We start from the raw sequence: 13211 nt of genomic DNA, 5'->3' as shown, positions 1-13211 counted from the left end.
GCGGCAATCCGGTTAAATGTCAGATTTTATGTCCTGTGTTAGTGCTATTCCGCCGGGTGGAAAGTGGTATTCTGCCTTGCTATTTAGAGAGGGCGCGTTTCAGGTTGCATTCCTTTCCGGATCCGATGTGCGCGACACAGACTTTTTTCACCAAAGCAGAGCGTTTTCGTGCCTTGTCGCTGCTTTGTGTGGTTGGTAAAGTAGGCGAATTTATTTTTCGCCCCCAGCTTGCAGGATTATCCTTTAGTTATGTTTAAGAAATTTCGTGGCATGTTTTCCAACGACTTGTCCATCGACCTGGGTACCGCCAATACCCTCATTTATGTTAAAGGGCAGGGCATCGTACTGAATGAACCCTCTGTGGTTGCTATTCGCCAGGATCGCGCCGGTTCTCCGAAAAGCGTAGCCGCCGTAGGCCATGACGCTAAACAAATGCTGGGCCGCACGCCCGGTAATATCGCCGCCATTCGTCCGATGAAGGACGGCGTTATTGCCGACTTCTTTGTGACCGAAAAAATGTTGCAGCACTTTATCAAGCAGGTGCACAGCAATAGCTTTATGCGTCCGAGCCCGCGCGTATTGGTCTGCGTGCCGGTCGGGGCGACGCAGGTAGAGCGTCGCGCCATTCGCGAGTCCGCCCAGGGCGCCGGGGCGCGGGAAGTGTTTCTGATTGAAGAGCCGATGGCCGCCGCGATTGGCGCGGGCCTGCCGGTTTCGGAAGCGACCGGCTCCATGGTGGTGGATATCGGCGGCGGTACTACCGAAGTCGCCGTTATTTCACTGAATGGCGTGGTGTATTCCTCTTCCGTACGCATCGGCGGCGACCGCTTTGATGAAGCGATTATCAACTATGTCCGCCGTAATTACGGCTCGCTGATCGGCGAAGCGACGGCAGAGCGCATCAAGCATGAGATCGGTTCGGCGTATCCGGGCGATGAAGTGCTCGAAATCGAAGTTCGCGGACGTAACCTTGCGGAAGGCGTGCCGCGCGGCTTTAATCTGAACTCCAATGAAATTCTGGAAGCGTTGCAGGAGCCGTTGACGGGCATTGTCAGCGCGGTAATGGTGGCGCTGGAACAATGTCCGCCGGAACTGGCTTCTGATATTTCCGAGCGGGGCATGGTGTTGACCGGCGGCGGCGCGTTGCTGCGTAATTTGGACCGTCTGCTGATGGAAGAGACGGGAATTCCTGTCGTGGTGGCTGAAGATCCGCTGACCTGCGTGGCTCGCGGCGGCGGTAAGGCGCTGGAAATGATCGACATGCACGGTGGCGATTTGTTCAGCGAAGAATAATCCGACCAGGGGAAAAGGGAGGCCGAGCGGATGAACCGGTATGTTCTTCATCCCGGACGGCAGCCCTTTTTTTACTCGTCTCATCCGTGAGAAGCGGCCTTGCGGGCCGTTGCTGTAGAGCGTTTAAAAACGTTCAGGCTGTTGGCGAATCTTCTGGTTCATAACCCCGCGCCGTCTTCTTCCTGGCTGGTAGGGAAGAAGGTCTTAATGGATTAGCTCCGTCCCTGATGCGGCGGCTGGGCGGGGGTAATGAATGGCAAAACCTCCGACTTCATCATTCCCGTTTGGGCGGGAATCTCTAATCCAGGCATGTTGGATGGGGCCGGTTCCCGCCTTCGCGGGGACGACAGTGGGAGAACCGTTTGTCGGCAGACTCAAAACGCGATGGGCGATTGTTACGGCCGGCCCCTGCCTGCCGCCCTGCGGGCCAATGTTTCGCGTTGTTGAAAATCGCTCCAGGCGATTTATTGCTGTCGAGGAATACGCAAATTTTATGAAGCCGATTTTTAGCAGGGGGCCTTCCCTGCAACTACGACTTTTCCTTGCTGTCGTTACCGCGATTTCTGTGATCATTGCCGACAGCCGGCTTGGTGCGTTCGTTCACATCAGAACGTACATGGATACCGCCGTCAGCCCCTTCTATTTTCTGGCAAATGGCCCGCGCCAGGTGCTGGATAACATGTCTGAATCTTTGGCCACTCGCGAACAACTGAAGTTGGAAAATACCGCGTTGCGCCAGGAGTTGCTGCTGAAAAACAGCGATTTATTGTTGCTGGGACAACTAAAACAAGAAAATGCCCGGTTACGTGAACTGCTCGGCTCGCCGCTGCGTCAGGATGAACAGAAAATGGTTACCCAGGTCATATCGGCGGGCACCGATCCGTATAGCGATCAGGTGGTCATTGATAAGGGCCGGGTTAACGGCGTGTATGAAGGACAGCCGGTTATCAGCGACAAAGGCGTGGTCGGCCAGGTTGTGGCGGTCGGACAGTTTACCAGCCGGATTTTGCTGATTTGCGATGTTTCCCATGCGTTGCCTATTCAGGTGCTGCGCAACGATATCCGCGTGATTGCCGCCGGGAATGGCTGTACTGACGATCTACAGTTGGAACACCTGCCGAATAATACCGACATTCGCGTTGGCGATGTGCTGGTAACGTCCGGATTGGGCGGCCGATTCCCCGAAGGCTATCCCGTTGCGGTGGTTTCATCGGTAAAAATTGATACTCAACGGGCCTATACTGTAATTCAGGCGCATCCGACAGCCGGTTTGCAGCGTTTACGCTATCTGCTGCTGCTGTGGGGCGTGGAAAAAAATTCAGGCGCGGCCTTACCGCCGGGAGAGGTGCACCGCGTCGCCAATGAACGGCTGATGCAGATGATGCCCCAGGTATTGCCTTCTCCGGATGAGATGGGGCCGCCGCAGCCGGCCGCCGATCCCGCCGAGCCGCCTGCCGGAGCACGCCCATGAATCGCTACCGCAGAAATGGTAACTGGATTATCTGGCTCTCTTTTTTGATCGCGATGGTCTTGCAGATTATGCCGTGGCCGGAGCAGATTTATATGTATCGCCCTTCATGGCTGACGCTGTTCCTTATTTATTGGGTTATGGCGTTGCCGCATCGGGTTAACGTGGGAACCGGATTTGTGCTGGGCATGATCATGGATCTGATCTTGGGATCGACATTGGGCGTGCGGGCGCTGGCGCTGAGTATCGTCGCCTACCTGGTGGCGTTTAAATTTCAGCTGTTCCGTAATATGGCGCTATGGCAGCAGGCGTTGATCGTAATGCTGCTTTCATTGTTGATGGATTTGATTGTGTTCTGGGCGGAATTTTTGGTGATCAACATCGCTTTTCGTCCGGAGACGTTTTGGAATAGCGTGGTCGACGGCGTGCTCTGGCCGTGGCTGTTCCTGCTGATGCGCAAAATACGCCGTCAGTTCACCGTGCAATAAGGCTGTTCATGACTCAACTTTATCTGGCATCTTCTTCTCCCCGCCGGCGAGAACTACTGGCGTTGCTCGATATCCCTTTCGCTCATTTGAGCGTGGCGGTGGAAGAGCGGCGTTTGCCGAATGAAGCAGCGGAAACCTATGTTCGCCGGCTATCCCATGAAAAAGCGGCGGCTGGCGTATTGGCCGCGCCCACGGATTTACCGGTGCTGGGAGCCGATACTATTGTGGTATTGAATGGACAAGTGCTGGAAAAACCCAGGGATGAGGCTCATGCTGCACAGATGCTTACCCAGTTGTCCGGGCAACGGCATCAGGTGATGACCGCCGTGGCATTGGCGGATAAACACGATATTTTAAGCAGCCTTGTTGTTACTGATGTCGTCTTTCGCACACTTTCCCGTCAGGATATCGAGCATTATATCGCCAGCGGCGAGCCGATGGATAAAGCCGGCGCTTATGGCATTCAGGGTAAAGGCGGATGCTTTGTTAAGGCAATCAAGGGAAGTTACCACGCGGTGGTAGGCTTACCGCTGGTGGAAACCTATGAGTTGTTCAGTAATTTTGCTGCGTTGCGGATTGCAAGAGGAAAACATGACTGCTGAGTTACTGGTAAACGTTACGCCGTCAGAGACGCGGGTTGCTTATATCGACGGCGGCATTTTGCAGGAAATCCATATTGAGCGTGAAGCCAAACGCGGCATCGTCGGTAATATCTATAAAGGCCGGGTTAGCCGGGTCTTGCCGGGGATGCAGGCCGCCTTTGTGGATATAGGTCTGGATAAGGCCGCATTCCTGCATGCGTCCGATATTATGCCGCATACGGAATGCGTTGCCGGTGACGAACAGAAAAACTTTCATGTGCGCGACATCGCCGAACTGGTTCGCCAGGGGCAGGATCTGATGGTGCAGGTGGTTAAAGATCCGCTGGGCACCAAAGGCGCCCGTCTGACAACGGATATCACCCTGCCTTCGCGTTATCTGGTCTTTATGCCGGGCGCCTCGCATGTCGGGGTTTCACAGCGCATTGAAAGCGAAGTCGAGCGTGAGCGTTTAAAGAAAACGGTCGCGGACTATTGCGATGAGAACGGCGGCTTCATTATCCGTACCGCGGCGGAAGGGATCGGCGAGGAAGAGCTAGCTCAGGATGCGGCGTTTTTGAAGCGGCTGTGGAGTAAGGTCATGGAGCGGAAAAAACGCAATCAGACCAAATATAAGCTCTATGGCGAAGTCGCGCTGGCGCAGCGGATCCTGCGTGATTTCGCCGGCGCGTCGCTGGATCGCATCCGCGTGGATTCCAAACTGACCTACGACTCGCTGCTGGAGTTTACGGCGGAATATATTCCCGAAATGACCAACAAGCTGGAGCATTACTCCGGCAAGCAGCCCATTTTTGATCTGTTTGACGTGGAAAATGAAATCCAGCGGGCGCTGGAAAGAAAAGTTGAATTGAAATCAGGCGGTTATCTGATTATCGATCAGACCGAAGCCATGACCACCATCGATATCAATACCGGGGCGTTCGTCGGCCATCGTAATCTGGATGAAACCATTTTTAATACCAATATCGAAGCGACTCAGGCGATTGCGCGGCAATTGCGCCTGCGTAATCTCGGCGGAATCATCATCATCGACTTCATCGATATGAACAATGAAGACCACCGTCGCCGCGTACTGCATTCTCTGGAACAGGCGTTAAGTAAAGATCGGGTAAAAACCAGTATTAATGGTTTCTCTCAACTAGGATTAGTGGAGATGACGCGTAAACGAACCCGTGAGAGTATAGAGCACGTATTATGTAACGAATGCCCCACTTGCCACGGGCGCGGCACGGTGAAAACGGTTGAAAGCGTCTGCTACGAGATTATGCGCGAGATTGTGCGCGTTCATCATGCTTATGATACCGATCGCTTCCTGGTGTATGCATCGCCGGCGGTAGGAGAGGCGCTGAAAAGCGAAGAGTCTCATGCGCTGGCCGAAGTGGAAATCTTCGTCGGCAAACAGGTCAAAGTACAGATTGAACCATTGTATAGTCAGGAACAGTTCGACGTTGTCATGATGTAATTAGCTTGCGATTCATGTCAGCTATGTACTCGCCTTCCCGGGCATGAGCATGGTTGGCGACAGCATACCGATCCCCTGAGAAAACGGCTTTCGCTCGTCGTCAGTGACGAAAACAAGGAGAAATACGTGAGGCGACTGCCCGGAATATTGTTAGTAACGGGCGCCACTCTTATCGTGATTGTTGCGCTGTTAGTCAGCGGTTTAAGATTGGTGCTGCCACAGCTCGATTACTTCCGGCCTCAGTTGGTCGCATGGGCTCAGTCTGCCACAGGGGTTCCACTGGAGATCGGCTCGCTTAAAGGTAGCTGGGAGTCTTTCGGCCCCTCGCTGGAACTCGAAAAATTTCAAACCACCCTGCCGGAGTCGGATTGGCGCGCCGAGCGCATTACCCTGGCGCTGGATGTCTGGCAATCCTTGCTGCATTGGCGCTGGCAGTTCCGCGATCTCACTTTTTATCAGCTACAGCTCGATCTTAATACCACGCTGACCGGAGAGCGTCAGGATGGCGATCTGATGGAGTCCGGCAGGCTGAATGACCTTTTCCTGCGCCAGTTTGATCACTTCGACCTGCGCGACAGCCATCTCTCTTTTCTAACGCCCTCCGGCGCGCGCGCCGAGTTCAGCATCCCCCAACTGACCTGGCTGAATAGCGACCAACGCCACCGCGCCGAAGGGTTGATCAGCCTATCGAGCTTTAACGGCCAGCATGGCGTGGTGCAGATGAGGATGGATTTGGACGATGCGCAGGGGCGGCTTAATGACGGCACGATCTATCTACAGGCCGACAATATCGACATGAAGCCCTGGTTGAGCCGCTGGATGAAAAGTAATACCGGATTGGAAAGCGCTGATTTCAGCCTGTCGGCCTGGCTCAAGGTCAACGGCGGCGATATTCATGGCGCGGACGTATTTCTTCATCGGGGAACCGCTTCCTGGGCCGAGGATGAAGAAACCCACCATCTGAACGTTGAGGATATGGTGCTGCACGCCGATCGCCAGGATAATGGCTGGCAGCTTGCGGTGCCGGCGCTGAATCTGGCGACTGATGGGGTTTCCTGGCCGAAGGGGCAATTGTCGGCCCTTTGGCTGCCGAAGGGCGAACATCCGCAGGGTACGGACGCGCAGGAGGAATTACGCATTCGAGCCGGTAATTTGGATCTGAAGCGTTTGGGAACCGTGTTGCCGCTGCTATCCACGACCACGCCCACGTTGAAAAGCCGCTGGGATGGGCTGCAGCCAAAAGGCATGCTTGATTCTCTGGCCATCGACATTCCCTTGCGGCAGCCGGAGAAAAGCCGTTTCCAGGCCAAATGGCATGACGTGAGCTGGCAAGCGTGGCAGCGTTTACCGGGAATGGCGAATTTTTCGGGAGCCGTGAGCGGCAGCGCCGAACGAGGACGGTTGGAGCTGGCGCTGGGCGACAGTTCGCTGCCTTATGAAAGCATGTTCCGGGCGCCGCTGGAAATCAAACAGGCCAGCGGCGCGATTAACTGGCGTTACGACAGTCAGGGATGGGAGCTATGGAGCCATGGGTTGGACGTCCAGGCTAGATCGCTATGGGTAAACGGCGATTTCCATTATCAGCATCCTGAAAAAGGGGAGCCAAGGCTGGATATTCTGGCTGGTCTGCGTTTGACGGATGCCGCCGACGCCTGGCGCTATTACCCTGAACCCTTTATGGGAACGAAGCTGATGGATTACCTGACCGGCGCGCTGAAGGGCGGGTATGTGGATAACGGCACGCTGATCTTCGCGGGCGACCCACAGCATTTCCCCTACGCCCACAACGAAGGGCAATTTGAAGTCTGGGCGCCGGTCAAAAATTCGACCTTTGAGTTTCAGCCCGGCTGGCCTGCGTTAACGCAACTGGATATCGATCTTGATTTTGCCAATAACGGCTTGTGGATGCTGGCGCCGCAAACCTCGTTGGGAAACGTGAATGGCAGGAATATCAGCGCGGTCATTGCTGATTATCACCAGGAGCGCTTGCTGATCGACGCTGAGTTAGAAGGGCTGGGATCGGACATCGGCGATTATTTCCAACAGACGCCGATGAAATCCTCGCTGGGGGCCGCGCTTGAAGCGTTGCAAATTGACGGCGCGGTAACAGGGTCGCTGCATCTGGATATTCCGCTGGACGGCGAGGAAGTTAAAGCCAGCGGAGATATCGCGTTAAATAACAACGGCCTTTACATCAAGCCCTTATCCTCCACGATAAAAAATCTGACCGGTAAGTTCCACTATGATAACGGCAATCTGCGCAGCGAAACGCTGCAGGCCAATTGGCTAAATCAGCCGATGACGGTGGATTTTACAACGGAAGAACAGGATAAGGCGTTTCAGGTGAATGTTAATCTTCAGGGGGCGTGGCAACCCTCCCGTTTACCAGGATTGCCGAAGTTGGTCGCCGATAATCTCTCCGGCAGCGCGGATTGGAAAAGTGCGGTATCCGTGACGCTGCCTCATGGCGGTAAATCGGCTTATAGCGTCGATATTCTGGCTGCTCTCGACAAAGTGAGTAGTCACTTACCTGCACCGTTGAACAAAGCGGCGGGAGAGAGCCAGTCGTTGCAGATCAAAACCCGGGGCGACCTGAATGGCTTTACGATGCAGGGCAACGCCGGCAAGGATTATGGATTTAACAGCCAGTGGTCGCTGAAAGGCGATACGGTGACGCTGGCGCGCGGCGCGCTGCGCCGGGGCGCAAAAACGCCGCCGCCCTTGCCGGAAACGTCGGTTCTGGCTCTCGATCTTCCTGCGTTGGATGGCGAACGCTGGCTTGGGCTACTGCCCTCCGCGCGGTCGTCGCTGAGCCCTAGCGTTACTGACGCCGCCAGCCGCGTCCGCCTGCCGGCTAACCTCACCGTGCGTACGCCCGAGCTTCAACTACTGGGCCAGCAGTGGCACGATTTGTCGATTAGCAGCAAAAATACCCTGGGCGGCGGCAGAGAGGCGCAGGTCAAGGGGCGTGAGATCGACGCGACGCTTGATATACCCGGCAGTGGCGTGTGGCGCGGCGATATTCGCTATCTCTACTACAATCCTCAATGGAAGGGGGATGAAGCGACTAACCCCATCACGCTGGCTGAGAACCGATCGCCGCTGAATGAGCAAGGCATCAGCTTTGAACATTGGCCCGCACTACAGATAAATTGCCATCAATGCTGGTTCGTCGGGCAGAATTTCGGTCAGGTTCAGGGAACGCTGCAGCCGGAAAAAGAGAAGCTGACGTTAAGCAACGGCGTCATTGATACGGGTAAAGCGCGTCTGACGGTGAATGGCAGCTGGCAGGAAAACGCCGAAGGCGCCCGCACCGCATTGAAAGGAAAGGTATCGGGCGATAGCCTGATACAGAATGCCGAATGGTTTGGCGTCGATACGCCGCTGCGTGCCGGGCCTTTCGATGTTGATTACGATCTTTACTGGCATGGTAAGCCCTGGGCGCCCGATATTGCCAGCCTGAGCGGCATACTGCATACGCGGATAGGCAAGGGCGAAATCGCCGACGCGGGCACGGGGCAGGCCGGGCAACTGCTGCGCTTAGTCAGCTTTGATGCGTTGCTGCGCAAGCTGAAGCTTGATTTCAGCGATACCTTTGGCCGCGGTTTTTACTTTGACTCCATTCGCAGCACCGCATGGATTAAGGACGGCGTTCTGCATACCGACGATATGCTGGTTGATGGGCTGGAGGCGGATATCGCCATGAAGGGCGATGTCGATCTGGCGAACCGCCAGATCAATATGGAAGCGGTAATTGCGCCGGAAATCTCGGCCACGGTCGGCGTGGCGACGGCATTTGTCGTAAACCCGGTGGTGGGCGCCGCGGTATTTGCCGCCAGTAAGGTGCTGGCGCCGTTATGGAATAAAATTTCGCTGATCCGCTACCAGATTTCCGGTAGCCTTGATCAGCCGAAGATTCAGGAAGTACTGCGCGAAACGAGTAAGAAATAAGTCCGAATAGCACAATGCCGGTCGATTGACGGGGGCGATAGATGGAGGTGAGCAGTCTCATCCCGCGTTTCCCCCGCTGGCGAATAGCGGCATCAATGGTTAGCGCGGTTCGTCCATCCGATTTCATCTAATAAAGAGTGAAAAAATATGAGCCTGTCTTTTGTCAGTGAGCAATTACTCACCGCAAACAAGTTGAGTCTTCAAGACCTGTCTTCCGTACTGGACGTGTTAAATGAGCGTCGTCTGGATTATGCCGACCTTTATTTTCAGTCCAGCTATCACGAATCCTGGGTGCTGGAAGACCGTATCATTAAGGACGGCTCCTACAATATCGATCAGGGTGTGGGGATCCGCGCCATTAACGGCGAAAAAACGGGGTTCGCCTATGCCGATCAGCTTACCCTGAATGCGTTGCGCCAGAGCGCTCAGGCGGCGCGCAGTATTGTGCGCGAACAGGGCAACGGCGTGGCGCATACGCTGGGAGAGGTTCCCCATCGCGCGCTTTATTCCCCGCTTAATCCGTTGGATAGCCTGAGCCGTGAAGACAAGATAACCCTGTTGCGGCGCGCGGATACGGTGGCCCGCGCCGCCGATGCCAGAGTGCAGGAAGTTACCGCCAGCCTGAGCGGCGTGTATGAATTGGTGCTGGTCGCCGCCACTGACGGCACGCTGGCGGCGGATGTCCGTCCGCTGGTTCGCCTGTCTATCAGCGTACTGGTCGAAGCGGACGGTAAACGTGAACGCGGCTCCAGCGGCGGCGGCGCGCGTAGTGGTTATGACTATTTCTGGGAAACGACGGAAGGCGAAACGCGCGTCGACGCCTGGGCGAAGGAAGCGGTGCGCATGGCGCTGGTCAATCTGTCCGCGATAGCGGCGCCGGCCGGCTCCATGCCGGTGGTGCTGGGCGCGGGCTGGCCGGGCGTGCTGTTGCACGAAGCGGTGGGGCACGGGCTGGAAGGCGATTTTAACCGTCGCGGCACATCGGTATTCAGCGGTCAGATAGGCCAATTGGTGGCGTCCGAGCTTTGTACCGTGGTTGATGACGGTACGTTGGATGGCCGCCGTGGCTCACTGGCGATGGATGACGAAGGGGTGCCGGGGCAATATAATGTGCTGATTGAGAATGGGATCCTGAAAGGTTACATGCAGGATAAACTTAACGCCCGCCTGATGGGCGTCTCCCCAACGGGTAACGGCCGGCGTGAGTCCTATGCGCATTTACCGATGCCGCGTATGACCAATACTTATATGCTGGATGGTAAATCCACGCCGGAAGAGATTATCGCCAGCGTGGATTACGGTCTGTATGCGCCGAATTTTGGCGGCGGCCAGGTGGATATTACCTCCGGGAAGTTTGTCTTTTCCACGTCGGAAGCCTACCTGATTGAAAAAGGATGCATAACCAGCCCGGTGAAAGGCGCTACGCTTATCGGCTCCGGTATTGAGGCGATGCAGCAGATTTCGATGGTGGGAAACGACCTGGCGTTGGATAAAGGCGTCGGCGTTTGCGGCAAAGAAGGGCAGAGTCTGCCGGTGGGTGTTGGCCAGCCGACGTTGAAACTGGATAATCTTACCGTGGGCGGTACGGCGTAAGCTGATATTGCCGACGGCATTTGCCAAAAGAGCGTCCGCCGCAATCGGCTGGCGCTTTTTTATTATTTAAATTATATTCTGGTATCTTGATAAATAAGATTATTTTCTTAATAACCAAGGTTTTTTATTGCGAGGATATTTTTTCTTTCCGGTATTATTTTTTTGTGAACATTATATTTTATCACTGTATGTATTGGCATCTGTGCGCCGATAACGCTGGGTTATTCTTACTTTTTAAGAATACTTTTGATTGGTGATTTGATAACTATTTACTTTGGTTGAATTAAAATTATTTTGGTAGCGATATCCAAGTGAATTTTCTGTCATGAATACTTTATGAATATTCGCGTCCGCCAGCGAACGATAACGCTTGCTTACGCGTTTAGCTTATTTTCACAGCAATGATGATTTCTAGTAAATTAAATAAAATCAGTTGATTAGTGTTTTTGTGGCCGATTTTTTTGGCGCGAGTGTATGATTTTTTATTGAAGGATTAATGAGGTAAATCATTTAAATCTCCCCCGATAAAATAAATGAGATGTTAACTGTTTTGCTGCGGGATTATTGCGGAGCAAAATGATATTTTTGCGGAGCATAGTTCTAGTATCTATATGTTATTTGGAGTTATTAGCTTGGTTTTTATTTTGTGTTAGTTGATTATTTTAAATAAAGTTTTTGTGATAAAGCTTTATCTAATCAGGACGATAGTCACCGTTGTTAATATTTTTTGGAGGTGACGATGTTTAAGAAAATAAAAATAAGTCTAGGTCTGACTATAATTATAGGGGTGTTCAGTCTTTTGCTTATCGGCATCGGCGTTTTTAGTATCAATGCGCTGACGAAAAGTAATAATGCTTTGTATACCATAGACAGAATTGAAGGGGATCAGCTCAATCCACTCCATGCTTTATATGCCGACTTATTAAGCGGCAGGATCGTATTTTATAATTTGGCTGTGGCCAAGGAAGATGGAAAAAATACCGATGCCATGGAGGCGAAAGCGAACGGTTACTTAAATTCAGCTAATAAAAATATGGAGGAGCTGCGGAGTATTGTCCCGGTGACGGAGCAGGGGCGGCAGCTGCGTCTTAACATTGAGAAGGCCTACGACGCCTATATAAAAGAGGGCGTCGTTCCTGCAAAACAGGCTCTGGATGCGGGTAATTTAGATCTTTTTTACCAGATGATAACCACAACGGTTTCGAAAAAGGGTGAGGCGCTGCAGAAAAGTATTAAAGAGTTTTCTACTTTCGCTAGCGCATTGGGCGATCAGGAAATCGAACATTCCGTCGGCACCTATAACATCAACGTAGGCGTGGTGATTGCCGCCATTATTTTAACTATTGCATTGATTATAATATCAAAAATTTTGATGAGCGCGATTGTTTTCACCCCGATCAACGAGGCCAAGCATTTCTTCAGCCTGATTGCCAAAGGCGATCTGTCAGTTGATATTCCGCGCCAGCCTAAAACGGAAATGGGGGGATTATTAACCTCATTGGAAGATATGAAGCAGTCATTGAAAGTCATTGTTTCCGACGTTAGGGAATCTTCCGAGGTGATTTCTGTCGGCTCCCGTCAGATGTCTGCCGGCAATCAGGATTTATCATCCCGAACGGAAGAGCAGGCGGCATCGATTGAGCAAACGGCCGCCAGTATGGAAGAGCTGACTTCATCGGTGAAACAGAATACGGAGAATACCCGGCAGGTGACCGGAATGGCCGAAGGCATGGCGGTATTAGCGCAAAAGAACGGCGACAACATCACCAATATTGTTAAGCGGATGAACGATATTTCCGAAAGTTCGGAGAAGATCTCCAACATTATCGGCGTTATCGATTCCATCGCTTTCCAAACCAACATCCTGGCGCTGAATGCGGCAGTTGAAGCAGCCAGGGCCGGCGAGGCCGGGAAAGGCTTTGCCGTGGTGGCTTCCGAGGTGCGTAATCTGGCGCAACGTAGCGCCTCGTCAGCTAAAGAAATCAAAGAGTTAATTGAAGATGCCGGTAATAGGGTACATCAGGGCTCCGCATTGGCAACGGCGTCCGGCAACGATATGGAAACACTGTTGGCCGAAGTCAATAAAGTGAAGGAGCTGGTTTCCGCCATTTCATTAGCTTCGGAAGAACAGAGCCAGGGGATTGAGCAGGTCAATGTTGCGGTAACGCAGTTAGAACAGGTCGCACAGCAAAACGCCGCGTTGGTTGAAGAGGCTTCATCCGCCACCAACTCGCTGGCCGAGCAGGCGGATTTATTGGAAGCGTCAATGCGCGTATTCACCTTATCTGGAAGGGGTAACGATGCTGATGCCCAACTGACGGCATCCTTATCGGGAAAGGATGAATGACGGTTAGCCG

The 13211-nt window shown here is 53.4% G+C and carries 8 protein-coding genes; all 8 read left to right on the top strand.

Annotated elements, in window-relative coordinates; translation table 11 throughout:
• Window positions 1–249 precede the first annotated feature (249 nt).
• The 8 genes from mreB to HC231_RS22000 all read left to right on the top strand — a co-directional run bounded on the left by mreB (window position 250) and on the right by HC231_RS22000 (window position 13201).
• The gene (gene mreB / locus HC231_RS22035) at window positions 250–1293 is read left to right on the top strand and encodes a rod shape-determining protein MreB (RefSeq protein WP_009114770.1); all 1044 of its coding nucleotides are present in this window, start codon (window positions 250–252) and stop codon (window positions 1291–1293) included.
• A 493-nt stretch (window positions 1294–1786) separates the two neighbouring features.
• Window positions 1787–2764: a rod shape-determining protein MreC gene (gene mreC / locus HC231_RS22030; RefSeq protein ID WP_208228789.1), complete on the top strand. Its 978-nt coding sequence runs from the start codon at window positions 1787–1789 to the stop codon at window positions 2762–2764.
• Window positions 2761–3249, top strand: coding sequence for a rod shape-determining protein MreD (gene mreD, locus HC231_RS22025; RefSeq protein ID WP_208228788.1), 489 nt, complete (start codon window positions 2761–2763; stop codon window positions 3247–3249). Before mreC ends, mreD begins: the two co-directional genes overlap by 4 nt.
• Window positions 3250–3257: 8 nt before the next feature.
• Window positions 3258–3851 carry a Maf family protein gene (locus HC231_RS22020; protein WP_208228787.1) on the top strand — a complete coding sequence of 198 codons (594 nt, stop codon included), beginning with the start codon at window positions 3258–3260 and terminating at the stop codon, window positions 3849–3851.
• Window positions 3841–5310 carry a ribonuclease G gene (gene rng, locus HC231_RS22015; RefSeq protein WP_208228786.1) on the top strand — a complete coding sequence of 490 codons (1470 nt, stop codon included), beginning with the start codon at window positions 3841–3843 and terminating at the stop codon, window positions 5308–5310. Before HC231_RS22020 ends, rng begins: the two co-directional genes overlap by 11 nt.
• A 126-nt stretch (window positions 5311–5436) precedes the next feature.
• On the top strand, window positions 5437–9261 hold the full coding sequence (gene yhdP, locus HC231_RS22010; RefSeq protein WP_208228785.1) for an AsmA2 domain-containing protein YhdP: 3825 nt from the start codon (window positions 5437–5439) through the stop codon (window positions 9259–9261).
• A 147-nt stretch (window positions 9262–9408) separates the two neighbouring features.
• Window positions 9409–10854, top strand: coding sequence for a metalloprotease TldD (gene tldD / locus HC231_RS22005; protein WP_208228784.1), 1446 nt, complete (start codon window positions 9409–9411; stop codon window positions 10852–10854).
• A 739-nt stretch (window positions 10855–11593) separates the two neighbouring features.
• On the top strand, window positions 11594–13201 hold the full coding sequence (locus HC231_RS22000) for a methyl-accepting chemotaxis protein (protein WP_246494622.1): 1608 nt from the start codon (window positions 11594–11596) through the stop codon (window positions 13199–13201).
• Window positions 13202–13211: the final 10 nt, after the last annotated feature.

Origin of the sequence: Brenneria izadpanahii (assembly GCF_017569925.1) — a bacterium.
Taxonomy (GTDB): domain Bacteria; phylum Pseudomonadota; class Gammaproteobacteria; order Enterobacterales; family Enterobacteriaceae; genus Brenneria; species Brenneria izadpanahii.
The sequence above is the reverse complement of the archived record's forward strand: the minus strand, read 5'-3'. Positions and strand labels throughout refer to the sequence as shown.

Excerpts from the sequence above, each read along its gene's own strand:
- HC231_RS22000 (WP_246494622.1), top strand. The coding sequence starts at position 11,594 with ATGTTTAAGAAAATAAAAATAAGTCTAGGTCTGACTATAATTATAGGG.
- mreD (WP_208228788.1), top strand. The coding sequence starts at position 2,761 with ATGAATCGCTACCGCAGAAATGGTAACTGGATTATCTGGCTCTCTTTT.
- HC231_RS22020 (WP_208228787.1), top strand. The coding sequence starts at position 3,258 with ATGACTCAACTTTATCTGGCATCTTCTTCTCCCCGCCGGCGAGAACTA.
- mreB (WP_009114770.1), top strand. The coding sequence starts at position 250 with ATGTTTAAGAAATTTCGTGGCATGTTTTCCAACGACTTGTCCATCGAC.
- rng (WP_208228786.1), top strand. The coding sequence starts at position 3,841 with ATGACTGCTGAGTTACTGGTAAACGTTACGCCGTCAGAGACGCGGGTT.
- mreC (WP_208228789.1), top strand. The coding sequence starts at position 1,787 with ATGAAGCCGATTTTTAGCAGGGGGCCTTCCCTGCAACTACGACTTTTC.
- tldD (WP_208228784.1), top strand. The coding sequence starts at position 9,409 with ATGAGCCTGTCTTTTGTCAGTGAGCAATTACTCACCGCAAACAAGTTG.